At 71.1% G+C, this 22471-nt stretch carries 22 protein-coding genes; 11 read left to right on the top strand and 11 right to left on the bottom strand.

The features are described 5' to 3' along the window. Positions 1–38 precede the first annotated feature (38 nt). From ACIRPK_RS22780 to ACIRPK_RS22755, 6 genes are all read left to right on the top strand, one after another. Complete coding sequence (locus ACIRPK_RS22780; RefSeq protein ID WP_403041177.1) at positions 39–578, top strand: transposase; 540 nt, start codon at positions 39–41, stop codon at positions 576–578. Continuing rightward, positions 494–1060, top strand: coding sequence for a transposase (locus ACIRPK_RS22775; RefSeq protein ID WP_403041176.1), 567 nt, complete (start codon positions 494–496; stop codon positions 1058–1060). The genes ACIRPK_RS22780 and ACIRPK_RS22775 overlap by 85 nt, the downstream gene beginning before the upstream one ends. 349 nt (positions 1061–1409) lie before the next feature. Then, positions 1410–2360 carry a DUF3631 domain-containing protein gene (locus ACIRPK_RS22770; protein WP_403041108.1) on the top strand — a complete coding sequence of 317 codons (951 nt, stop codon included), beginning with the start codon at positions 1410–1412 and terminating at the stop codon, positions 2358–2360. Positions 2361–2482: 122 nt separating this feature from the next. Next, positions 2483–3361, top strand: a complete 879-nt coding sequence (locus ACIRPK_RS22765) for a hypothetical protein (protein ID WP_403041107.1) — start codon at positions 2483–2485, stop codon at positions 3359–3361. Between the two features lie 117 nt (positions 3362–3478). Then, positions 3479–3838, top strand: a complete 360-nt coding sequence (locus ACIRPK_RS22760; protein ID WP_403041106.1) for a hypothetical protein — start codon at positions 3479–3481, stop codon at positions 3836–3838. Continuing rightward, entirely contained in the window at positions 3822–4208 is a 387-nt protein-coding gene (locus ACIRPK_RS22755; protein WP_403041105.1) for a hypothetical protein, read from the top strand. The genes ACIRPK_RS22760 and ACIRPK_RS22755 overlap by 17 nt, the downstream gene beginning before the upstream one ends. A gap of 63 nt (positions 4209–4271) precedes the next feature. Here ACIRPK_RS22755 and ACIRPK_RS22750 read toward each other — a convergent pair whose 3' ends face one another. Further along, on the bottom strand, positions 4272–5516 hold the full coding sequence (locus tag ACIRPK_RS22750; protein WP_403041104.1) for a helix-turn-helix transcriptional regulator: 1245 nt from the start codon (positions 5514–5516) through the stop codon (positions 4272–4274). A 472-nt stretch (positions 5517–5988) separates the two neighbouring features. Between ACIRPK_RS22750 and ACIRPK_RS22745 the strand changes: the two genes are divergently transcribed. Together ACIRPK_RS22745 and ACIRPK_RS22740 are read left to right on the top strand one after the other, a co-directional pair. Further along, entirely contained in the window at positions 5989–7110 is a 1122-nt protein-coding gene (locus ACIRPK_RS22745; protein ID WP_403041103.1) for an adenosylhomocysteinase, read from the top strand. Positions 7111–7114: 4 nt separating this feature from the next. Next, positions 7115–7660 carry an NUDIX hydrolase gene (locus ACIRPK_RS22740; RefSeq protein ID WP_403041102.1) on the top strand — a complete coding sequence of 182 codons (546 nt, stop codon included), beginning with the start codon at positions 7115–7117 and terminating at the stop codon, positions 7658–7660. Between the two features lie 824 nt (positions 7661–8484). On the opposite strand, the gene ACIRPK_RS22735 is transcribed toward ACIRPK_RS22740, so the two are convergent. The 3 genes from ACIRPK_RS22735 to ACIRPK_RS22725 form a co-directional block, all read right to left on the bottom strand. After that, positions 8485–9645: a glycosyltransferase family 4 protein gene (locus tag ACIRPK_RS22735; protein ID WP_403041101.1), complete on the bottom strand. Its 1161-nt coding sequence runs from the start codon at positions 9643–9645 to the stop codon at positions 8485–8487. 134 nt (positions 9646–9779) lie between these two features. Next, a complete protein-coding gene (gene recN, locus ACIRPK_RS22730; RefSeq protein WP_403041175.1) occupies positions 9780–11513 on the bottom strand; it encodes a DNA repair protein RecN in 1734 nt (577 codons plus the stop codon). Between the two features lie 129 nt (positions 11514–11642). Next, positions 11643–12275, bottom strand: coding sequence for a YitT family protein (locus ACIRPK_RS22725; RefSeq protein WP_403041100.1), 633 nt, complete (start codon positions 12273–12275; stop codon positions 11643–11645). Between the two features lie 144 nt (positions 12276–12419). Between ACIRPK_RS22725 and ACIRPK_RS22720 the strand changes: the two genes are divergently transcribed. Further along, positions 12420–13901 carry a PLP-dependent aminotransferase family protein gene (locus ACIRPK_RS22720; protein WP_403041099.1) on the top strand — a complete coding sequence of 494 codons (1482 nt, stop codon included), beginning with the start codon at positions 12420–12422 and terminating at the stop codon, positions 13899–13901. A gap of 18 nt (positions 13902–13919) precedes the next feature. Here ACIRPK_RS22720 and ACIRPK_RS22715 read toward each other — a convergent pair whose 3' ends face one another. The 4 genes from ACIRPK_RS22715 to ACIRPK_RS22700 all read right to left on the bottom strand — a co-directional run bounded on the left by ACIRPK_RS22715 (position 13920) and on the right by ACIRPK_RS22700 (position 16509). Continuing rightward, positions 13920–14819: an NAD kinase gene (locus tag ACIRPK_RS22715; protein ID WP_403041098.1), complete on the bottom strand. Its 900-nt coding sequence runs from the start codon at positions 14817–14819 to the stop codon at positions 13920–13922. A gap of 88 nt (positions 14820–14907) precedes the next feature. After that, positions 14908–15714 (bottom strand): TlyA family RNA methyltransferase, encoded by an 807-nt coding sequence (locus ACIRPK_RS22710; RefSeq protein WP_403041174.1) that lies wholly within the window; start codon positions 15712–15714, stop codon positions 14908–14910. 23 nt (positions 15715–15737) lie between these two features. Next, positions 15738–15905 carry a hypothetical protein gene (locus ACIRPK_RS22705; protein ID WP_403041097.1) on the bottom strand — a complete coding sequence of 56 codons (168 nt, stop codon included), beginning with the start codon at positions 15903–15905 and terminating at the stop codon, positions 15738–15740. Next, positions 15898–16509, bottom strand: coding sequence for a hypothetical protein (locus tag ACIRPK_RS22700; RefSeq protein WP_403041096.1), 612 nt, complete (start codon positions 16507–16509; stop codon positions 15898–15900). The genes ACIRPK_RS22705 and ACIRPK_RS22700 overlap by 8 nt, the downstream gene beginning before the upstream one ends. 131 nt (positions 16510–16640) lie before the next feature. Here ACIRPK_RS22700 and ACIRPK_RS22695 point away from each other — a divergent pair, with 131 nt between their 5' ends. Then, a complete protein-coding gene (locus ACIRPK_RS22695) occupies positions 16641–16988 on the top strand; it encodes an SCP2 sterol-binding domain-containing protein (protein ID WP_403041095.1) in 348 nt (115 codons plus the stop codon). Between the two features lie 244 nt (positions 16989–17232). Here the strand turns inward: ACIRPK_RS22695 and ACIRPK_RS22690 are convergent, their stop codons facing one another. Then, positions 17233–18270 (bottom strand): HAD-IIA family hydrolase, encoded by a 1038-nt coding sequence (locus ACIRPK_RS22690; protein WP_403041094.1) that lies wholly within the window; start codon positions 18268–18270, stop codon positions 17233–17235. A gap of 43 nt (positions 18271–18313) precedes the next feature. Beyond that, the gene (locus tag ACIRPK_RS22685; protein ID WP_403041093.1) at positions 18314–18775 is read right to left on the bottom strand and encodes a tetratricopeptide repeat protein; all 462 of its coding nucleotides are present in this window, start codon (positions 18773–18775) and stop codon (positions 18314–18316) included. A gap of 108 nt (positions 18776–18883) precedes the next feature. On the opposite strand from ACIRPK_RS22685, the gene ACIRPK_RS22680 reads away from it, so the two are divergent. Next, positions 18884–20236 carry a DUF1015 family protein gene (locus ACIRPK_RS22680; protein ID WP_403041092.1) on the top strand — a complete coding sequence of 451 codons (1353 nt, stop codon included), beginning with the start codon at positions 18884–18886 and terminating at the stop codon, positions 20234–20236. 63 nt (positions 20237–20299) lie between these two features. Here the strand turns inward: ACIRPK_RS22680 and ACIRPK_RS22675 are convergent, their stop codons facing one another. Further along, positions 20300–21274 (bottom strand): tetratricopeptide repeat protein, encoded by a 975-nt coding sequence (locus tag ACIRPK_RS22675; RefSeq protein ID WP_403041173.1) that lies wholly within the window; start codon positions 21272–21274, stop codon positions 20300–20302. Positions 21275–22471 lie beyond the last annotated feature (1197 nt).

The following is a 22471-nucleotide window of genomic DNA, read 5'->3' as shown; positions in this document are numbered from 1 at the left end:
GCGGGTTGACCGCTGCGGGGCGGGTGCGCCGGGAGACGGTGCGGATGCGGGCGGCCGAGCTGTTCGAGCAGAGGGTCAAGCCGGCGGAGGTGGCTCTGCGTCTACGGGTGAGCGTGAAGTCGGCTTACCAGTGGCACCAGTTGTGGCAAGAGGGCGGAGCGGAGGCGCTGGGCTCCCGAGGGCCGGGCGGGTCACGGTGTCGTCTTTCACCGCGCTGCCTGGAGAAACTGGCCGTGTTTCTGGACCAGGGCCCGGCCGCGCACGGCTGGGTGGAGGACCAGGTCTGGACGGCCTCGCGGGTGGTCACGTTGATCGGGCGGAAGTTCCACGTGACGTACAGCGTGTCCGGGGCGACGAGGTTGATGCACCGGCTCGGCTTCAGCCCGCAGGTCCCCGCGCGGCGGGTCGCCGAGCGCGACGAGCGGGCTGTCACCGTGTGGAAAGAGGTGACCTGGGCGGAGGTAAAAGCGCCCGGGCGGCCTGCGGGGGTTACATCTGCTTCGAGGACGAGGCAGGCTTCACCCGCCGACCGCCCAGGGGACGTACCTGGGGCCGGCGCGGCCGCACCCCGGTCGTGACGGTCAGCGGCCGCCGGGCGGGCCGCCTGTCCGTGGCGGGGCTGGTCGCGATGCGGCCAGGCTCCCGCACCCGGCTGTGCCACCGGCTGATCACCCACCCCGCGGGCAAGGGCAAGCGCCGCAGCATGAGCGAGCGTGACTTCATCGCCCTGGTCGACGGTGTCCACCACCTCGTCAAAGCGCCCATTGTGCTGGTCTGGGACCGGCTGAACACCCACGTCTCCCGCTTCATGCGCGAGTTGATCGCCCAACGCGCCTGGCTGACGGTGTTCCTGCTGCCCGCCTACTCGCCCGACCTCAACCCCGTCGAGTGGGTCTGGGCGCACGTCAAACGCAGCCTGGCCAACCTCGCCGTCATGGCCCTCGACCAGCTCGAAGCCCTCGTCCGAAACCGGCTCAAACGACTCCAGTACCGACCCGACACCCTCGACGGGTTCATAGCCGGCACCGGCCTGACCCTCAACACCCCAGCCTCACCCTGACAAGCCGAAGTCAGTAACGAACAGGGGCGTACATGAGCGGCCCCGACGCTGACGGCCTGGCCGCAACCCTTGCCGCCCAGGCCCATGTCACCCCGGGCGGGGCCGACGCGCTCACCCGGGCAGAGGCGGTCATCCGCCGGTTCGTCTGGTTCCCGGAGCAGCACCACTACTACGTTGTGACCCTGTGGGCCGCGTACACGCACCTGCTGACCCGCTGCCACCACCTGCCGATTGCCCCGCGCCTTGGGATCTTCTCCGGCGCCCCTGGCAGTGGAAAGACCCGCGCTCTGGAATCCTCAGCCGCATCGCGGCCAATGGCCAGGACGTCGGTTCTCTATCCGCCGCCGCAATGCTGCGCATTATCAGTTCGGCTGCCGCATCGGATGAACCGGGTTCCTATCCGGTGTCACTTTTCCCCGATGAACTCGACCGTACCTATTCCGCGCATTCGGCGGGATCACAGGACGACCTGACGATCATTCTTAATGCCGGATACAAGCGTGGCGCGGCTGTCGTGCGGGCACACAAGGACAAGCAGACGGAAGTGATCCGCTACGACTGCTTCGCGCCGGTCGCGTTCGCCGGCCTGGCCACGGCCCGACTTCCGGACGCCCTGGTGACCCGGACATTCGTCGTCCACACCAAGCGCGCTACCCGTGACGAACGCCCCGCCTCATTCCTTCCTGTGGCTCACGACCGGGATTTGCTGGCCGTCCGGGAAAGCCTGTCCAGGTGGGCTGCGGAAGTTGCCGAGCGGATATCGGAACCCGCCGACATGCTGGCCATTCTCCTGGACGAGCGGATCACGGCGATTACGGACGGCCGGGACCACGAAATCTGGTCCTGCCTGTTCACCGTCGCCACTCTCGCGGGCGGAGTCTGGCCCGTCCGGTGCATTGAAGCCGTCACCCTGATGCAAGAGGAATCGGCGGACCACGTGTCCGGTTCACCGTCCGCCCGGCTGCTGGCCGCTATTCGCCGTCATTACATGTCGCGCCCGGCAAGTCGCTGGAATATCGGAATCAGTAAGGACGACATAGTCAGTGCCGCTCTGGAAATGGACGCGCTGACATTCGAGCGGTTCAACGGGCGTGACGAGGTGCGGCCCGACGATATCGGCGCGCTGCTGCGGGAGCACGGCCTGAAATCCATCCGTATCCGCGCTGCCCATGGCCGGGCCTACGGCTACCGCTGGGCCGACCTGGAGGACGCCTGGTCCCGGGTCCTGCCCCCGCCGGTCGAGGACACGGACGACGAAGACGAGGAGCCTCCCCGCCCGGGGTCCGTCTTCGCGCGCTGACCCACCGGGACACCCGGGACAAGGGGGAAGCATGCCTCTGACCTGCGGTTTTCTGTCCCGCTCCGGTGGTCCAGTCCCGGCCCGCCGGCCCCCGCTACGCCCCACCCCAAGGAGAGACGCACGTGAACGGCACTGACGACGACCTGGACAAGAAGGTCCGCTTCCTGTGGAGCCTGGCCAGCTCGGACCTGCACACCCGGCCCTGGCACGATGCCACCACCCCGCCCGCAGCCCAGGCCGCATGGCAGGAATTCGAGACCGCCCGTGACAAGGCAACTGACATAGTGGAATCGTTTTCACTGATCAGGACAGAAGCCCGCAGGGCGGAAAGGGAACGCCGGGCGGAGCACCGTACCCACGCCGATGGCGGACCGAAGCCGAAGGGCGTGTTTAAGCCTGCCGATATCACCGGGCGCCGCCATGACGCGGCACTCGCAATTCAGGCCGCTTTGGAGAACATGCAGACCCTCCGAAGCCGGTATGAGCGACTGGAAAGCGACCGGGCAATTCTCATCGAATGGCGCGGCACTCTGATCTCCCGGGTGGACGGCACGCAGGAAAAGGCCCAGACGGCTATCAATGCGGCTGAGTCAGCTTTCGCCGAATGGACCGGAACCAGTGACACGCTTGCCCGGATCACCGCAAAGCTGGGACTGTCCGGAATGGCGGACGGCGGCACACCGATCATTTCCAGTGGCCATTCGAAGATATTCCGGGAAGCATGGGAAGCCTTCCCCAAGCTCGCCCAGGCGGTCGGCACTAATGACGTCGTCGCCAGCGGGCGATGGGCCACCATGACGGAGAAGGAACTCACTGCGGTGCCGTCCCTGTGGCAGCGGGAGATCCTGAGTTACAACCGGATCGGCAGCGAAGACAGGGCCCGGCTTCTGCGTATTGAGCTGGCCGAACGTCGGCGCGGTGAGGTGATTTCATCCTTCGAGATTCCTGCCGACATGACCGCTGAACAGGCCAGGAACGTACTCAGCCGACGCGACCTGTAGGAGGCGGGGAGGGACCCCTCTAAGGCCTTCCCGGCCCCCGCAGGCGTATAGCTTCCGCCCCGATGCATGGGCATGCAATGCGTGCGCGTGCACATCGAGACAACAGAAAGGGGCACCATGCCCAAAGAGGAGAATGCCGGGGCACGGCTGGTGGAGTTGTTCCGCCAGGTGTGCGAGCCGGACGAGTTCGCGGAGGAGGCCCTGACGCTGGCCGGTCAGCACCTGGACCGCGCCGCCGACTGCGACACCGCCGTGACCGCCCACGGGGTCCTGATCGAAGGCACCCGGGGAACGCTGGTCGCCAACCCGGCCGTTGCGGAGGCCCGCCGGGAACGCGCCGCCGCATGGGCCATCGTCAAGGCGGTCATGCCGGACCCAGAGCAGGCCACAGCGGCCGTGTCCGGGGCCGACCGCTCGGCGGCAGCGCGCGCCATGGCACGGGCCCGTTGGGGGGTGCGCGGTGGCCCAGCGGCGTAGGGCCCGCCGGCTCGGCACCGGTTCCCTGACCGACCGAGTACGCGCCCTGCTGGCAGCCCCCGACCCCGCCCCGGCGGACGTGCTGGCAGTGCTCGCCGACCACCCCGACGCCGACCGGCTGTTCAGTACCGACGCCTGCCTGTGGCTTGACGACACCGAGCCCTACGAGGCCCCACGGCCGGATGACGCGGTGTACTCCCGGTATCGCCTGCTGCTTCTGGAGATCACCCGGGCCCACGAAGTCCGGGACTGGGCAGCCGGGCTGGCTCCGGCCTTCCGCCTCTACGCCGATGACTGGGCCCAGGCCCTGCCGCCCCTGCAAGACGAGGAGGGCCGGACGTACGAGTCCGGCCCCTGGCACTGGGACTGACCCAGCACCACAACAGCCCCCGTACCCTCCCCATCACAGGGGCGGTGCGGGGGCTGGTGCTGTTCAAGCGCGATTTTGCGACTGTTCTGGCGAAGCTATTGCGGGCCGCATTCCTTCGTAAGCCTCACGTAGGTCTTTCGCCTCGGCGGTTTTGCGCGCTTCTACTGCTCGTACAACCTCCAACGCTCGCCAGTGGTTCGAGGGCACGATTTTGCCGGAGAGTATGGCGCCCTGCGCGGCATTACAGGCTTCATCAAGACGCCCCGAAACAACGAGCGACAGTGCCAAGTCAATATTGGCCGATGCGACTCGGCGAGGCCATTTTGAAATGTCATTCGATGGAGAGAGTTGCGTAATCACCTCGCGCGCGTATGACTCAGCGGCGGGATCTCCGACCCACGCAAGGGTCGTGGCAGTATAAGCAACCGACTTTCCCGGATCATATTGGAAGTGATGTTCAGGATTGTCCGGAAACCGCATCGTTGAAACCAGCTGATGGACCCGACTTATGGCCGTGTAGGTTTCTTTGGATTGCCCCAGGCGGGCATAGGCTCGACCCTCCTGGGCTGTTGCCTGGATTTCGACTGAGCTGCCCATGGGTGCCAGAGATTGAGCCATCCTGCTGAGTTCAACGGCCCTGTAATAGTCCCCATCCGTGAGGACTCTCCATGCGTCGGTTTCATAGCACCAAGCTTGGATTTCCGGGTGCTCTGCGTGTTGCGCAAGCGACATAGCCGTCTGCAATCGCGCCGTTGCAGCGTCCGGCTGGTCTAGGTCGATATGCAAGGTCGCACCCAGAAGGGAGAACCACCCGCCGACCACGAGCAATCGGCGATGCTCTGCAAGCGTCTTCTTGGCGTCGACCAATCCCGCAACGTAGCTGAAGTATTTCCTTACCCGCTCCAGAAGATCCTGGGGAGGTGAGGATGGATACTGTCTGGCCATTTCATCGAATACCTGCTCTAGGCGCGAGAGCGTTTCATTGCCGACATCGCTTGCTGCAACTCGGCGCGCGAGATCCAGCGCCTCAAGTTCATCGTCATGCGACGGTTGAGTGCTGCTGGCCACTTTTGGCACGGCCAGTGGCCCTGGATTCGCACTTGTCGTAGCAATAAGGATATCCACTTGGATTGCCGAGACGCGCAATTCCCGGGAAATGGCGTGGCGGTGCCATGGCTGCGGCTCTGTTTCCCCATTTTCCCACCGTCCGACCGTGGAACGGTCAACTCCGACAGCCTGGGCGAATGATTCCTGGCTAAATCCCAGACTCTTCCGGCGTTGTACGAAGTTCTCCCGCCTGACTGCCATCCTGCCTCCGCTCTCCGGCTATCCGTTCTACCAGGTCAGGGTGCTCGACGCGGCGAGTATGCGGCAGAGATGCGGCACGGATGCGGCATCCCTGCGCTGTCCATCACCGCCGGGCCCGCCTGTACTGGTGATTCACACAACGGCTGGCGCCGATTGAGAGGGAGGCACCATGGCTTCGACCATGGACGGTCACGCGGCTACCCAGCGCGGCGATGTGCAGAGGCTGCACCAGGCGCAGAGCTATGACCAGTACAGGGCTGAGCGGCGCAAGCAGAAGCCCGCGAGCGCCCCCTTGAACGACTACGACCCGAAGGTGTCCGCGCGAGTCACGGGCCGGGGTGTGCCTGGCGACTGGCCGTTCTGCTGCTGTGGGGCCGAGAACTGCCCGGATAGGCAGTCCTGATCAGCACGATGGCTCCTGCGCCGAGTCGGGAGCTGGAACAACCACAACGGAGACAAGGAGGGGTGTCCAGTGGAGACCTCGGAGCGTGCACGCCTTGACACGTACTTCGCCAAAATCGCGGGTCAGTTCATCCCGGAGGTTCGCCCGTCGGCGTTCTTGGTGACGCACCTTCTCCCCGAGCGGCCGTCGTTCGTGCGGTCGGTGGCAGCGCTGGCAGAGCTGCGTGCTGTGCTGCCGAAGCCCAAGAGCATCGACCCCGGGGCCCGGCGTGAGGTCGAGCAGCACACCCCGGTTGATGAGCTGTCCCGCGATCTCTTCGCAGACCCGGCCACGGCCCTGACTTACCTGGAGACCCGAGCCGCCGGGGAAGACGTAGTGCTGCTGGACGTAGGTGGCTACTTCGCCCCGTCGCTGGACGTGCTCTGCGACCGGTTCTCTGGCCGGATTCTCGGAGTGATCGAAGACACCGAGAACGGCCACCAGAGGTACACCGAACTCCCCAAGCCTGCTTGCCCGGTGCTGTCAGTTGCCCGCTCGCCACTCAAGGACCCTGAGGACTACCTAGTCGGTCAGTCCGTCGTATTCAGCACCGAAGCGCTGATGAGGGGGCGAGGAGACATCCTGCCCGGCCGGCGGGCGCTGGTGATTGGCTTCGGCAAGTTGGGCTCAAGTATCGCAAGGCTGTTGCACGCCAAGGGAGTTCAGGTCACGGTGTACGACATTGACCCTGTGCGGAGGGCCCAGGCGCTCTCCCAGGGCTTTGCGGTCGCACAGGACCGTGACAGGGCCATCCGGCGGGCGGGCCTGGTGCTCTGTGCCACGGGAGCACTGGCCTTACGAGGGGAGGACTTCCCGCAGCTCCACAACGGAGCGTACGTCGCGACGGTCACCAGCAGCGAAGACGAGTTGGAGCTAGACGGCTTGCCCGATGGGTACACCCGGACCAGCTCCGGCGACAGCGTCACGCGGTTCAGTACGACGGGGCACTACTTCTATCTGATGAACAACGGAAATGCCGTCAACTTCCTTCACGGCGCTAGCGTTGGACCGTTCATCTTCCTTGTTCAGGCGGAGATCCTGGCGGGCATCCGCATGCTTGCCCGGGGTGACCTTGACCCCGGCATGCATGAGGTACCAGCGAAGGATCGAGCCGCCATCGCGGCTACCTGGCTCAACTACTACAACAGGTGATCCCATGACCATCACAGCCGACCACATCCGCGCCACGCTGACGGCCTACCTTGACGAACACCCGTACGACAAGGCCGACTTGGCGTTGCCGCTGTCCTTGCTGGACTCTGGTGCCGAACTGACCAGTCGCAAGGAGTTCCGGGGCCACGTCACGGCAGGGGCCGTCCTGGTCAATGAACACCGGCATGTGCTCTTCATTCATCACGTGGCGCTTGACAAGTGGCTGACGCCCGGTGGGCACCTTGAAGCCGAGGACGCCACGCTGAGCGACGCCGCACTGCGTGAACTGACCGAGGAAGCAGGCATCCCCGCCGAAGCCGTGACGTTGGTCGGAAGCGGACCCGTACACGTCGACGTACACCCGATCCCTGAGAACCCGGCCAAGGGAGAGCCGGACCACTTCCACGTGGACTTCCGGTTCGTGTTCCGTACGTCCGGAAGTGAGCTTGTGACCCTCCAGGAGGAGGAAGTCAGCGGCTACACGTGGCGACCGATCGGAAGCATCGCCGACGACCGACTGAGGGCTCGCGTCGAGGCCGTGGCCGCCTAATTTGCTTGGTGCTGATGCGAGTTGCCCCGTCCGGGGTCGCCCGGATGGGGCTTCGGCCTGTCAGCCAACCTGACGGCTAGACAGATCACCGACCGTCCACTTACGGTTCGACCCACAACCAAACAGAGACCCCGGCGAGTGCGTCAACACTCCCGGGGCGTGGCCGACGCTTTTGGGAGCGACGACGTGACGAACTTTACTGCCTGGGCATTCGCCTGGGCCACTTGCCTTGCCTTGGCCTTCGTAGCTGCCTGGATGATCTCCAGTGCCCCTGATCAGTACCAGGGTCGACACCGTGCCCAGGGCCCGCGTACCGAGCCCGTGAGCATCCGCGCACTCCAGCCTGGAAGCTTCACGGTCCTGCCGGTACCGCCCCACGTGGCCGAGCGGACGCGGCCCCTGTCTGGGGAGGACAACGCGCTCGTTCGGGGTCGCGTCGCCCGCCTGCCGGAGCAACAGCAGGAACCCGCACCGATCCTCCCGTGCCCCGCTACGGTCCGCGTGGTGCCACTTTGGGTCACCCGCTGGGAAGAGCAAGGGCAGGCCAGCTAGAGGCGCTGCAACCCTGTCTCATGAGAACCCCGCAGGGCCTCGTCCAGCCGTGAGCTGGACGGGGCCCTTGCCGTTGTGCCACGTGGTCCTCGACGGCTCGTGACCTGCTCACATAACCTATTGCTCTGACCGGGAACGCAGAACTGCGACGCCGACCTTTGCAAGGTGATCGTCGCGTAGGTGGTCAGGCACTTTCGCGGTGACCCCGGCGCCAGATCTCCTCGCAGTTCCCCGAGCCCCTGGCGTGTGCCAACTGGGCGCCCTGCAAAAGGTCAGGGGCGCTGGACGAGTTCGTCGTAGGTGCTGAGGACCTGGGCCACGGTGGCGGCTTCGTCGGGCCAGGTCTCGGCCTGGAGCCGGCCGGCCGCGGCCAGGGTGCTGCGGCGCTCGGGGTCGGCGAGCAGCTCGCGGACGGCCCCGGCGAGCGCGGCGGGGTCGCCGTAGGGCACCAGCAGCGCCGCCTCGCCGACCAGTTCGGGGACGCCGCCGACCGCGGTGGAGATCACCGGGACCCCCGCCCGCATCGCCTCCTGGACGACCAGTGAGCGGGCCTCCCAGCGGCTGCTGACCACCACCAGGTCGGCCGCCGCGAGCAGGTCGGGCACGTCGGTGCGGTAGCCGAGCAGCTCGACCGGGAGCTTCTCGGCGGCGATCCGCTCGCGCAGCGCGTCCTCCTCGGGGCCCTCACCGGCGATCACCACCAGCGGGTCGCCGTCGCCGAGGCCGTACCGGACGGCGTCCAGCAGCAGGCCGAAGGACTTCTGCTGGACCAGCCGCCCGACCGCGAGCACCACCGGCCGCTCGGCGGAGCCGTGCAGCAGGGCGGCCCGGGCCGCCGCCCGGTCCAGGCCGCCGGCCGGCATCGGCGGGGCGGCGACCGGGCCGAGCCGGGCGTCGGTGGCGCCGAGTTCGCGGGCCCGGGCGACCAGGTCGGAGGAGGCGCCGAGCACCAGGTCGGCCGAGCGGGCCACCCGACGCTCCATCAGGCGCTGCAGCCGGCGGTCGAGTCCGGTGGCGAGCATCGCGTGATGGGACGTCACCACCAGCGGGGTCTCCGGGCGCAGGCCGGGGAACCGGCCCGCGGTGCGCAGCGCCAGGTCGGCCAGCAGCCCGGCCCGCAGGCCGTGCGCGTGCACGATGTCGGCGCCGGTGAAGGCGCGCCGGAGCTCACCGATCGCGGTGGCGTCGCTGCGGGCCCCCGAGGTGGGGGTGATGTCCACCAGGTGGAACCGGGCGCCGGTGCGGGAGAACCCGAACAGCGCGTCGGTGCCGCCGGGGGCGCAGACGGTCACGGCCACGCCGTGCGCGACCAGGCCCTGGGCCAGCGAACGCACGTGGGCGCCGACGCCCCCGCTGGCCGCGGAGAGCACCAGCACCACGTGCAGTTGCCCCGGTTCGGTGCCTTTGCCGGCCCTGGTGGCGAAAGGGTCCACGTCGTCTCGCTCCGACTCGATCATGAACTGGTCAGTCAGTGTCCAGCGGCCACCTTGCCAGGTCCGGCGCCCTCTTGGACAGTCGGCACCCCTACGTGTCGGGGGCCCACCCCGGCGGCGCGCCCGCCGAGCGGTCAACCGAGCCGGGGTGCGCGAGCGGTGGCCAGCAGCTCCTCCGCGTGCGCCCGGCCGAGCTCGGAGTCCTCCAAGCCCGCCAGCATCCGGGAGAGTTCGCGTACCCGCTGCTCGTCGGAGAGCACCTTGACGCCGCTGCGGGTCACCGTGCCGTCATGGGTCTTCTCCACCACCAGGTGCCGGTCGGCGAAGGCCGCCACCTGCGGGAGGTGGGTGACCACGACGACCTGGGCGGTCTCGGCGAGCTTGGCCAGCCGGCGGCCGATCTCGACCGCGGCCTTGCCGCCGACCCCCGCGTCCACCTCGTCGAAGAGGTAGGTGGGCACCGGGTCGGCGCCCGCGAACACCACCTCGACGGCCAGCATCACCCGGGACAGCTCACCGCCCGAGGCGCCCTTGGCGATCGGGCGCGGCGAGGCGCCGGGGTGCGGGGCGAGCAGCACCTCGACCTCGTCGACGCCGTGCGAACCGAAGGCGACCGTCCGGCCGTCCAGCGCCAGCCCGGCCGGGTCGTCGGTCCTGGACAGGTCGAAGGTGACCCGGGCGTGCGGCATGGCCAGCTCGGCCAACTCGGCGGAGACCGCCTCGGCGAACCGGCCGGCCGCAGCCTGCCTGGCCGCGGAGACCTCGGCCGCCAGGGTGGTCAGCTGCTGACGCAGGGTGTCCTGCCGCTCCGTCAGCTGCTCGATCCGGTCGTCGTCGCCGTCCAGCTCCGACAGCCGGGCGGAGCCGGCCTCGGCCCAGGCCAGCACCTCGGCCAGGGTGTTCTCCGGACCGCCGTACTTGCGCAGCAGCTGGGCCAGCACCGAGCGGCGCTCCTCGACCGCAGCCAGCCGGACCGGGTCGGCGTCCAGGTCGTCGGCGTAGCCGGCCAGGTCCTGGGCCACGTCGGCCAGCAGGTAGCCGACCTCGTTCAGCCGGTCGGCCAGCCCGGCCAGCCGCTCGTCGTGCTGGCGGACGCCGTCCACCGCGCGGCGGGCCTGGGCCACCAGGGTGCCGGCGTCCACCGCCTCGGGGTCGCTCGGGTGCCCGGCCAGGGCGGCGTGCGCCAGGGTGGCGGCGGAGGAGAGCGCGTCGGCGTGGCCGAGCCGCTCGGCCTCGGCGGCCAGCTCGGTGTCCTCCCCGGCGACCGGTTCGGCGGCGGCGACCTCGTCCAGGCCGAACCGGAGCAGGTCGGCCTCCTGGGCCCGCTCCCGGGCCCGCACGGTCAGCTCGTCCAGGGTGGCGGCCACCTCGCGCAGGGCCCGGTAGGTCTCCCGGTAGCGGGCCAGCGGCCCGGCCACGGCGGCGCCCGCGTACCGGTCCAGCGCGCCGCGCTGCCGGGACGGCCGGAGCAGCCGCTGCTGGTCGGTCTGGCCGTGCACGGCCACCAGGTCCTCGCCCAGCTCGGCCAGCAGGCCGACCGGGACCGACCGGCCGCCGACGTGGGCCCGCGAGCGGCCCTCCGCCGAGACGGTGCGGCTGATCAGCAGCGCGCCGTCGTCCAGCTCGGCCCCGGCCTCCAGGGCCCGCTCCAGCACCGCGGAGCCGGGCGGCAGCGAGAGCCGCCCCTCGACCACGGCCCGGTCCGCGCCGCGCCGCACCAGCGCCGGGTCGGCCCGGCCGCCCAGCAGCAGCCCGAGGCTGGTCACCACCATGGTCTTGCCCGCCCCGGTCTCACCGGTGACGGCGGTGAAGCCAGGGGCAAGTTCGACCACCGCGTCGTCGATGACGCCAAGATCCCGTATCCGCATCTCGTCCAACACGGAGACGACCTTACGAGGTTCCGGCCCCGCCGCGCGACGAGCGGCGGCCCCGCACGGGCAAGTTCATCCCTTTCGGGCGCTGTGCGAGTGATGTCGCCGGGGTGGTCGGCCGTACTGCTAGCGGGTTTCCGGGACGGTGCACCAGCGCAGGAAGAACTGGGCCAGCGGCCCGATCGCCAGCGCGTACGCGACGGTGCCGACGCCCACCGTGCCGCCGAGCAGGACGCCGACGGCCAGCACGGTCAGCTCGATGCCGGTCCGGATCAGCCGGACCGAGCGGCCGGTCCTGCGCTGCAGACCGGTCATCAGCCCGTCCCGGGGGCCGGGGCCGAGCCGGGCGCCGATGTAGAGGCCGGTGGCCAGGCCGTTGAGCAGGATGCCGCCGGCCAGCAGGGCGATCCGGGCGGGCCAGTTCCCGGGCGTGTCCAGCACGCCGAGGGTGAGGTCCATCGCGACCCCGAGGATCAGCACGTTGCCGACCGTGCCGATGCCGGGGACCTGCCGGAGCGGTATCCAGAGCAGCAGCACCAGCGCGCCGATGATGGTGACCCAGTTGCCGATGGTCAGGCCGAAGTGGTGCACCATGCCCTGGTTCAGCACGTCCCAGGGGTTGACGCCCAGGCCGGCCCGCACCATCACGCCCAGGCTGGTGCCATAGAGCCAGAGGCCGAACAGGAGTTGGGGCAGCCGACGGCCCAGCCGGTCGGTGCTCCAGCTGGTCCGGGGGACGGCGGAGGAGAGGGTGGCCATCGGTGGCTCCTTCCGAAGCAGTGGGGCCAGGGGTGTCCGGTGGGCCGGAGCGGCGCCCCTGGCGGCTCGGTGGCCGCCCTGCCATCATGGGGAGTCCACCTGACTGACAACCAGGGCCAATTCCTCTCAACTGGACTGATTCAGATGGCCGAGTGGCAGAGCACCGTGACCCCGCCCGCACTGGCCCGCCTGCTCCGCGGCGCCCGGCTGCCCGACGGCGAGGGCCGCCGGCCCGCCTACCGGACGCTGGCCGGGCAGGTCCGGCTGCTGGTCTCCGAGGGCCGCCTGCCGGTCGGCGCCCGGCTGCCCGCCGAACGCGAACTGGCCCAGGCACTGGAACTCAGCCGCACCACCGTGGCCACCGCGTACGAGGCGCTGCGCACCGAGGGGTACCTGCGCAGCCGCCGCGGCTCCGGCAGCTGGACCACCCTGCCCGAGGGCAGCCGGCCGCCCACCGACGCCCTGCACCCGGTGCCGCCGGACGAGCGCGACCGCACCCTCGACCTCGGGGTGGCCGCACTGCCCGCCCCGCAGCCCTTCCTCGGCGAGGCCGCCGCCCGCGCGGTCGAGCAGCTGCCCGCGTACGCCGCCGGGCACGGCAACTTCCCGACCGGCGTCCCGGTGCTGCGGGAGGCGATCGCCCGGCGCTACACCGAGCGCGGGCTGCCCACCACGGCCGACCAGATCCTGGTCACCACCGGCGCGATGGCCGCGCTCCAGCTGGTCCGGCGCGCGCTGCTGAGCCGGGGCGACCGGGTGGCCGTCGAGGCACCCAGCTACGCGCACACCCTGCAGGCGCTGCGCCGCTCCGGGGCCCGGCTGGTCCCCGTCCCGTACGCCGGGCCCCGGTGGGACCTGCCCGAGTGGCAGCGGGTGCTGCGCGGCGCGGCACCCCGGATCGCGTACGTGATCCCGGACTTCCACAACCCGACCGGCGCGCTGGTGGGCGAGGAGCAGCGCCGGGCCCTGCTGGCCGCCGCCCGGGCCGCCGGCACCACCGTGGTGGTGGACGAGACTCCGGCCGAACTGGACTGGGGCCGGGGCGACTTGGCCATGCCCCGGCCGATGGCGGCACTGGACCGGAGCGCCCAGGTGGTCACCGTCGGCTCGGCCAGCAAGATCCTCTGGGGCGGCCTGCGGATCGGCTGGGTCCGCGCGAACGCCGCCCTGGTCCGGCAGTTGGCCACCGACCGGGTCTACACCGACATCGGCAGCCCGGTGCTGGACCAGCTGATCGCCGCCGAGATGCTCGCCGAACCGCTGCCCGCGATCCGGGCCGACCGGCACGCCCGGCTGCGGAGCAGCGCCGAGGGCCTGGCCGCCGCCCTGCGCGAGCAGCTGCCCGACTGGCAAGTGGCCCTGCCCCCAGGCGGGTTGGCGCTCTGGGTGGGCACCGGCGGACTGTCCGGCGGCGCGCTGGCCAAGGCCGGCGAACAGACCGGGGTGCGGATCGCGGCCGGGTCCAGGTTCGGCGTGGACGGCGCCTTCGAGCACCACATCCGGATCCCGCTCACCGTCCCAGGCCCGGCCGCCGCCGAAGCCGTCGCCCGGCTGGCCGCCACCGCCCGACTCGCCGCCACCGGCCGCTGGAACGGCCTCGACAGCACCCTGCCACTGGCGGTCTGACGTACCGTCAGCCCACCGTCAGCAACCGCCGCGCCCGCGCCAACCCGTCACCGGCAGTGCGAACTTGGCCACCAGCCGGTCGGTGAACGGCGCCCGGTGCAGCCTGGCCAGCCGCACCGGCGTGCTGCCCCGGCGGACCTCCACCCGGGCTCCGGCCGGGAGTTCGACCGACCGGCGGCCGTCGCACCAGAGCACCCCGTGCGGGGTCTTCGGCTGCACCTCCACCGCCAGCACCGAGTCCGGCGAGGTGACCAGCGGCCGGGCGAACAGCGCGTGCGCGCTGATCGGCACCATCAGCAGCGCCTCCACCTCCGGCCAGACCACCGGGCCACCGCCGGAGAAGGCGTACGCCGTGGAACCCGTCGGCGTGGAGAGCACCACCCCGTCACAGCCGAAGTTGGAGACCGGACGGCCGTCCACCTCGGTCACCACCTCCAGCATCCGCTCCCGGGACGCCTTCTCGATCGACGCCTCGTTCAGCGCCCAACCCTCGTACAGCACATCACCGTTGGTACGCACCACGACGTCGAGGGTCATCCGGTCCTCGATCTCGTAGTCGGCGTCCACCACCCGGTCGACCACCACCGCCAGATCGTCCCGCTCGGCCTCCGCCAGGAAGCCCACCCGGCCCAGGTTGATGCCCAGCATCGGCAGCCCGGACTCCCGGGCCAGCTCCGCCCCGCGCAGCAACGTGCCGTCCCCGCCCGCGACCAGGATCAGCTCGCAGCCGTCCGCCGCGCCGGGCCCGCCGTCCACCCGCTCGACCCCGTCCGGCAGGTCGAGGCCGACCGCCTCGGTCGCCAGCAGCCGGATTCTGATCCCCGCCTTCAACAGACCCTGCACCAACGCCTCGACGCTGCGCAGCGCGGCCTCCCGACCGGTGTGTGCAATCAGGAAGACCGTGCGTCCCTCGCTCATGCTGCTGCCCTCTCCCTACGCCTGCCGGGTCGCCGTTGCCCCGGAGCGGCCACCGCACTCGCGATGGACCGGACGTCTGCGTCGCACCCTATCGGGGCCCCTCCGCGACCGCCCGGTCCGCCTCGGCCGGGTCGAGCTGCGCGGCGTCCCGACGCAGCCAGAGGAAGTACTCCACGTTGCCCGAAGGACCCGGCAGCGGGCTCGCCGTGACCGCCCGCACCCCCAGGCCCGACGCCCACGCCTGGGCGGCCACCTGACGGACCATCTCGGCCCGCAGCTCCGGGCTGCGCACCACGCCGCCGCTGCCCAGCCGCTCCTTGCCGATCTCGAACTGCGGCTTGACCATCAGCACCAGGTCCGCGTCCTCGGCACAGCACCGCGCCAGCGCGGGCAGCACCAGGCCGAGCGAGATGAACGACAGATCCCCGACCACCAGGTCGACCGGCGTCCCGCCGATCTGCTCCAGGGTCAGCTCCCGGACGTTGGTCCGGTCCATCACGGTCACCCGGTCGTCGCTCTGCAGCGACCACGCCAGCTGCCCGTACCCGACGTCCACCGCCAGCACGTGCGCGACCCCGGAGCGCAGCAGCACGTCCGTGAAGCCACCGGTCGAGGCGCCCGCGTCCAGCGCCCGGCGCCCCTCCACCGCCAGCCCCTGCGGCAGGAACGCCGCCAGCGCACCGGCCAGCTTGTGGCCGCCCCGCGAGACGTAGTCCGGGTCGTTCTCGTCCGTCGCCACCACCACGGCCGCCGCCGTCTCCACCTGGGTGGCCGGCTTGGTCGCGGTGGTGCCGCCGACGGTCACCCGGCCCGCCGCGATCAGCTCGCTCGCGTGTTCACGCGAACGGGCCAGCTTGCGGCGGACCAGCTCCGCGTCGAGTCGGCGTCGTGCCACTGCCACTGGGGTTCCGTCTCCTGTTACTGATCGAGAGCGGCGAGCGTGTCCGCGAGCCGCTGGTGTACATCTTCGTACACCGCCACGTGCGCCCCGGTCTCCGCCCCGTCCAGCTCGCCCAGCCGGGCCAGCACCGCATCGACCTCGGGGCGGCCGGTGGGGACGAATCCCTCCTCGCCGAGGTCAGCCATCGGCGGGCTTCCGGGGGGCGGCCTTCTTGGCGGCGGTCTTCTTCGCTGTGGTCTTCTTCGCCGTCGCGGTCCTGGCGGTGGTCGTCTTCGCGGCGGGTGCCTTCTTCACCGCTGCCGGCTTCTTCACCGGGGGCGCGACCGGCTCGGGCGTCTCGTCCGCCCAGGCCCACTCGTGCTCCTGCTCCGGCTCGGTGTCGGATTCGGATTCGGATTCGGCCGGACGGACCTCCTCCTCCCAGCCGGCCTCGAACAGACCGCCCGCACGAGCCTCCGGGGCCGGGGCCGGCACGGGTTCCTCCGCCTCGCGCAGCCGGCTCTCCAGGAAGCTCAGCACCACGCCGACCTTCATCACCTGGTCGCCGACCTTCTCGAAGACCTTCTCCACCTCGCTGCGAGTCACCCCGATCGCCAGGTCGACCCCGGCCCGGCCGGCCGTCACCGCCTCCTCGGCCAGCGTCTGCAAGGTCTTCGCCGACGGCGGGAACTGCTCCAGCGCCGCCACGTTCACCCCCGACCGCTCCAGCAGCCCGGCCACCCGCTTGCCGGCCTCCTCGGCGACCTCGGTGGCCACCACGACCACCCCACGCACCGCATCCCGCAGCATCTCGGCCTACCTCCTCCGTGCCGTCCGCGAACCCTCGCACCCGACGCTACCGTCTCCGGCCCCGCCGGGACGGCCCGAGCGCTGCGATAGCGTGGGCAGCAAGCCGCAGCACCCGAGGGAGATCAGCAGCAATGGCCAGCACCGAGGAGTGCCGCAGCGCACTCGAGCAGCTCAGCCGCAAGCTCGCGGGCACCAACGGCGAGGTACGCCAGGCCGCCGCCCTCGACCGCTCGCTGACCTGCCGGATCACCGACCTCGACCTGACCTTCTCCGGCCGCCTCCGGGACGGCCGGATCGCCGACGTGGTCGAGACCCCCGGCCCGCCTCCGGCGAAGGCCGAGATCCGCCTCACCATGACCAGCGACGACCTGGTCGCCATGGTCGGCGGCAAGCTCAACTTCGCCTCCGCCTGGGCCTCCGGCCGGGTCAAGCTCGAAGCCGGCTTCCGCGACCTGCTCCGCCTGCGCACGCTCCTCTGAACCAGCCGGCTCGGGGCTGCACCTTTTGCAGGGCGTCCGGCTCTACGGTCCAGGGGCTCAAGCTGCGCTTGAGGCAGGCGCTCAGCCGTCGACTACCCAGGGGCTCGGGGAACTGCGAGGAGATCTGGCGCCGGGGTCACTGCGAAAGTGCCTGACCACTCCTGAACGGATCACCTTTCCCGAGGCCGGCGTCGCAGTTCCCCGAGCCCCTGGCGCCGTAGGCGGTCGAGCACCTGCCGAACGGCTAGAAGCCCAGCTCCGCGAGTGCCTTCCGCCCGTCCAGCCCCGGACCCGCCGTCCAGGCGGCTCCGCAGAGGGCCCGCAACCCGTCGTACCGGTCCTCCCCCGCGCCGGACAGCCGCAGTACGCCGTCCTCCGCCCAGGCGCGCCAGCCCCCGCACTCGAAGCCCCCGTCCAACGCGACCGCCGCCCGATGGGCCGTCAGCAGGCCGCGCAGGTCCGCCGCCAGGTACGTCGGCCGGTGCTCGACCGGTGCGTCCAGCAGCAGCGCGGGCGTGGTCACCCCGGTGAAGACCAGCAGGCTGTCCACCCCGCCGTTCCAGGCGCCCTCGATGTCGGTGTCGAGACGGTCGCCGACCACCAGCGGACGCTTCGCCCCGGTCCGGATCACCGTCTCCCGGTGCATCGGCGGCTGCGGCTTGCCCGCCACCTCGGGCTCCACTCCGGTGGCCGTCCGGACCGCCGCCACCAACGTCCCGTTCCCGGGCGCGATGCCGCGCGCGGTCGGCACCGTGAGATCGGTGTTCGAGGCCACCCACGGCAGGCCGGAGGCGACCGCGTAGGAGGCTTCGGCGAGTTGCTGCCAGCCCACCGACGGGTCGTAGCCCTGCACCACCGCGAGCGGCTGGTCGTCCAGCGAACGGACCGCCACCAGGCCGTGCTCGGCCAGCGCCTCGACCAGCCCGGCACCGCCCACCACCAGCACCTTCGCGCCGGCCGGGACCTTCTCGGCAATCAGCCGGGCCGCCGCCTGGGCGGAGTTGATCACGTCGGCCGGCTCGGCCGGGACACCCAGCTCGGTCAGGTGCCCGGCCACCACCCGGGGCGGCCGGGAGGCGTTGTTGGTGACGTACGCCAACCGCATCCCGCCGTCCCGGGCGACGGCCAGCGAGTCCGCCGCGTGCTCGATCGCGTTCGGACCGGCGTACACCACGCCGTCCAGGTCGAGCAGCGCGGTGTCGTACGCCTCGGTCAGCGGGCGGTCGGAGCCCCCGGGAGCGGTCCGTGCCTGGCCGGTTGCCCCGGTCGCGGTCTCCGTCATGCCCACTGCACCTCATCCTCGGTAGTCGTCAGCTGTCACACCGTCAGCCGGTGTCCTGCTCTGCCTCGCCCCGGTACCCCGGGGCGCCCGGCCGGAGCGGCCCGTACGCGCCGGCCCGGGCCGCCAGGGTCGCCCTGGTCTGCCGCAACGCCGCCCGGTAGTGCTCGGCGCCGGGACGCATCGCGACCGCCAGCGCGAGATGCTCGGCCGAGGTCTCGAAGTCACCCAGCCGGGCCGCCGCCACGCCCCATCCGAACTGAGCGTAGTCGTCGGAGGGATCGGCCAGCGCCACCGCCCTGAAGTTCTCCATCGCCTCCCGGAACCGCCCCGCGTCGAACAGCGCCCGGGCCAGCGTCTCCCGGATGCTCCGCGACTCCGGCTCCGCGTCCGCCGCCCTGGCCAGCAGCTGCACCGCCGCCGCCGGATGCCCCTGCGCCAGCAGCTGCGCCCCGCGCCGGAACCAGTCGTAGACCCCGCCCTCGGGTACCCCTTCGCTTCCACTCATCCCTGCCCCAGCTCCCTCCGGCCGCCGCCACCCGATCTGACACACCTTCCGAGCGGTCTCGGGCGCTTGTGATCACTGAACAGCACATACCCGGTTACCATGCCCAGGATGACGACACCCAGTGCAGACAGTGGAGCCCGAGCTCCGAGCGGCGGCCCCGGAGACCCCGGGCACGTCGCCACCGCGGGGCTGTCCCTGTCCCCGTTCCGCGGCCTGCGGTACCGCCCCGACCGGGTGGGAAACCTGGCCGCCGTCACCTCGCCGCCGTACGACGTGGTGGACCCGAACCGGCGGCTCGACCTGGAGACCGCCGACCCGCACAACATCGTCCGGCTGATCCTGCCGCGCCCCGAACCGGACGGCGGCGGTGACCGCCCCGACCGCGACACCCGCTACCGGCACGCGGCCCGGCTGCTCGCCGACTGGCAGCGCGAGGGCGTGCTCGCCCCCGACCCGGAGGCCGCGCTGTACGTCTACGAGCAGCGCGCCGACGGCCTGCTGCAACGCGGACTGATCGGCTCGCTGGCGGTCAGCGGCCGGGAGGCCGGCGTGGTGCTGCCGCACGAGGACGTGATGCCCCGTCCGGTCGCCGACCGGGTCGGCCTGATGCGCACCACCAAGGCCAACCTGGAACCGCTGCTGCTCACCTACCGGGGCCACGGCGGTGCCGCCCAGGTGATCGAACGCACCGTGCTGCGCGAACCACTGCTGACCACGACCACCTCGGACGGCACCCACCACCGGCTCTGGGCCGTCACCGACCCGGCCGAACTGGCCGAGGTGACCCGGGACCTGGCGACCTGTCGGGCGCTGATCGCCGACGGGCACCACCGCTGGGAGATGTACCTGCGGCTCCAGCGCGAGCACCGCCACCTGCCCCGCAGCCCCTGGGACCGCGGCATGGTGCTGCTGGTGGACACCGCCCGCTACCCGCTCCGGGTCCGGGCCATCCACCGGGTGCTGTACCGGCTGCCGCTCGCCGAGGCTTTGGCCGGGCTCGGCGACCGCTGGCAGGTCAAGGAGGTGCCGGGTCCGCTGGACCGTGCGCTCCAGGCCCTCGCCGACGCCAAGCGCCAGGGCGGCAACGCCTTCCTGCTGACCGCCGGGGACGCGAGCTTCCGACTGGTCACCGAGCCGGACGAGGCCCTGCTCACCGCCACCGTCCCGGCCGGCAAGCCGGAGGAGTGGCGCCACCTGGACGCCACCGTGCTGCACGCCACCCTGCTCGACCACGTCTGGCAGGTGCCGGACGGCCCCGACGACATCGGCTACCTGCACACCGCGGCCGCCGCCGAACGCGAGGCCGCCCGGACCGGCGGCACCGCCGTCCTGCTGCATCCGGTGGAGGAGAACGTGGTGCGGCGGCTGGCCGAACAGGGCGTCACGATGCCCCGGAAGTCCACCTCCTTCGGCCCGAAGCCGGCCACCGGGCTGGTGCTCCGCAGCCTCGAACTGGGCTGAGAAACGGGAAAGGCCCCGACCGCTGGTGCGGTCGGGGCCTTTCCGGTGTGCGGTGCTGCGGTGTCAGCGGCGGTCGCCGGAGTCCCGGACGTCGTCGACCTCGTCGATCTCGAGGTCGTCCTCGTCGTAGTACTCCTCGACGTCCTCCTCGTCCTCGTAGATCACCTTGTCGTCGCCGGTGTCGTCCACGGCGATCCGCCGACGCGGGCGCTCCTCGACGATCTCGTCCCGGTCGTCCCGGTCGTCGTCCACGTCGTCGGAGGCGTCCTCGACCAGCTCGTCGAGCTCGTCGTCCTCGTCATCGTCCGCGCCCTGCTCGACGTCCGCGATCTCACGGCCGTTCTCGTCCGCCATCTCGGGGTCGAGCGCATCGGTGAACTCCAGGCCGTCGATCTCGGCAAGCCGCTCGGAGGCGTTGGTCTGCCCGTCGGTGTCCGCCTCGGCCGCCTTGGCGAACCACTCACGGGCCTCCTCGCCACGGCCGGCCGCGATCAGCGCCTCGGCGTAGGCGTACCGCAGCCGCGCGGTCCACGGGTGGATGGCGTTGGACGCCAGCTCGGGGCTCTGCAGCGTCACCACGGCGGCCTCGAACTGCTCCATGTCGCCACGGGCACCCGCCGCGACCAGACGCATCTCGACCTGGCCGGCCTTGTCCAGCTGCTTCACCTCGGGCTCACCGGCCATCGCCAGCGCCCGCTCCGGACGGCTCAGACCGCGCTCGCAGTCCGCCATCACCGGCCACAGGTCCACCCGGCCGGTCATCCGCTTGGCGGCCCGGAACTCGGTCAGCGCCTCCGCGTACCGCTGCGTGACGTACGAGGCGAAGCCCGCCGCCTCACGGACCGAGGCGACCCGGGAGGCCAGCCGCAGCGCGACGCGGGAGTACTGGTACGCCTCCTCGGGGTCGGTGTCGAGCGTCCGGGCCACCATCACCAGGTTGCGCGCGACATCGTCCGCGAGGGTCTTCGGCAGGCTCTTCAGGTCCTGACGGACATCGCCGTCGAGCTCGAAGCCGGTGACGTCGTCCGGGATCGGCAGCCGCTTGACCGGCTCGAAGTTGCCCCGACGGTCGTCGTAGTCCGACCGCTCGTCACGACGCGGCCGGTCATCCCGGCTGCCGTACGAGGGGCGGCCACCACGGTCGTCGCGGTTGCCGTAGGACGGACGGCTGCCACGGTCGTCACGGCTGCCGTAGGACGGACGGTCGCCGGACGGACGGCCGCCACGGTCGCCGTAGGACGGACGGTCGCCCGAGGGACGACGGTCACCGTACGAGGGACGGTCCCCGGACGGACGGCCGCCACGGTCGCCGTACGACGGACGGTCACCCGACGGGCGGTCGTCACGACGGGGCCGGTCGTCGCGGTTGCCGTACGAGGGCCGGTCACCGGAGGGACGGTCACCGTACGACGGGCGGCTGCCACGGTCGTCACGGTTGCCATACGAGGGGCGGTCACCCGAGGGACGACGGTCACCGTAGGACGGACGGTCACCGGACGGGCGACGGTCGCCGTAGGACGGACGGTCGCCCGAGGGGCGACGGTCACCGTACGAGGGCCGGTCGCCGGAGGGACGGTCACCGAACGACGGACGGCCACCACGGTCGTCACGGTTGCCATACGCTGGACGGTCACCCGAGGGACGACGGTCGCCGTAGGACGGACGGTCGCCCGAGGGGCGACGGTCACCGTACGAGGGCCGGTCGCCGGAGGGACGGTCACCGAACGACGGACGGCCACCACGGTCATCGCGGTTGCCATACGAGGGACGGTCACCCGACGGGCGGTCGTCACGACGCGGCCGGTCGTCCCGGTTGCCGTACGAGGGGCGGTCACCCGAGGGGCGACGGTCACCGTAGGACGGACGGTCACCGGAGGGACGGCCACCACGGTCATCACGGTTGCCATACGAGGGACGGTCACCCGACGGGCGGTCGTCACGACGGAAGCCACCACCGGAGGGACGGTCACCGTACGAGGGGCGGCTGCCACGGTCATCGCGGTTGCCGTACGAGGGACGGTCACCCGAGGGACGGCGGTCGCCGTAGGACGGGCGGTCACCGGAGGGACGGCCACCACGGTCATCACGGTTGCCATACGAGGGGCGGTCACCGGACGGGCGACGGTCACCGTAGGACGGACGGTCACCCGAGGGACGGCGGTCGCCGTAGGACGGGCGGTCACCGGAGGGACGGCCACCACGGTCATCACGGTTGCCATACGAGGGGCGGTCACC

Origin of the sequence: Kitasatospora sp. NPDC101801 (assembly GCF_044766665.1) — a bacterium.
Classification (GTDB): domain Bacteria; phylum Actinomycetota; class Actinomycetes; order Streptomycetales; family Streptomycetaceae; genus Kitasatospora.
Note: the sequence above shows the minus strand (reverse complement) of the source record. Positions and strands in the feature narration are given on the sequence as shown.

Excerpts from the sequence above, each read along its gene's own strand:
- ACIRPK_RS22770 (WP_403041108.1), top strand. The coding sequence starts at position 1,410 with ATGCTGCGCATTATCAGTTCGGCTGCCGCATCGGATGAACCGGGTTCC.
- ACIRPK_RS22760 (WP_403041106.1), top strand. The coding sequence starts at position 3,479 with ATGCCCAAAGAGGAGAATGCCGGGGCACGGCTGGTGGAGTTGTTCCGC.
- ACIRPK_RS22750 (WP_403041104.1), bottom strand. The coding sequence starts at position 5,516 with ATGGCAGTCAGGCGGGAGAACTTCGTACAACGCCGGAAGAGTCTGGGA.
- ACIRPK_RS22740 (WP_403041102.1), top strand. The coding sequence starts at position 7,115 with ATGACCATCACAGCCGACCACATCCGCGCCACGCTGACGGCCTACCTT.
- recN (WP_403041175.1), bottom strand. The coding sequence starts at position 11,513 with ATGCGGATACGGGATCTTGGCGTCATCGACGACGCGGTGGTCGAACTT.
- ACIRPK_RS22725 (WP_403041100.1), bottom strand. The coding sequence starts at position 12,275 with ATGGCCACCCTCTCCTCCGCCGTCCCCCGGACCAGCTGGAGCACCGAC.
- ACIRPK_RS22720 (WP_403041099.1), top strand. The coding sequence starts at position 12,420 with ATGGCCGAGTGGCAGAGCACCGTGACCCCGCCCGCACTGGCCCGCCTG.
- ACIRPK_RS22715 (WP_403041098.1), bottom strand. The coding sequence starts at position 14,819 with ATGAGCGAGGGACGCACGGTCTTCCTGATTGCACACACCGGTCGGGAG.
- ACIRPK_RS22705 (WP_403041097.1), bottom strand. The coding sequence starts at position 15,905 with ATGGCTGACCTCGGCGAGGAGGGATTCGTCCCCACCGGCCGCCCCGAG.
- ACIRPK_RS22700 (WP_403041096.1), bottom strand. The coding sequence starts at position 16,509 with ATGCTGCGGGATGCGGTGCGTGGGGTGGTCGTGGTGGCCACCGAGGTC.
- ACIRPK_RS22695 (WP_403041095.1), top strand. The coding sequence starts at position 16,641 with ATGGCCAGCACCGAGGAGTGCCGCAGCGCACTCGAGCAGCTCAGCCGC.
- ACIRPK_RS22690 (WP_403041094.1), bottom strand. The coding sequence starts at position 18,270 with ATGACGGAGACCGCGACCGGGGCAACCGGCCAGGCACGGACCGCTCCC.
- ACIRPK_RS22685 (WP_403041093.1), bottom strand. The coding sequence starts at position 18,775 with ATGAGTGGAAGCGAAGGGGTACCCGAGGGCGGGGTCTACGACTGGTTC.
- ACIRPK_RS22680 (WP_403041092.1), top strand. The coding sequence starts at position 18,884 with ATGACGACACCCAGTGCAGACAGTGGAGCCCGAGCTCCGAGCGGCGGC.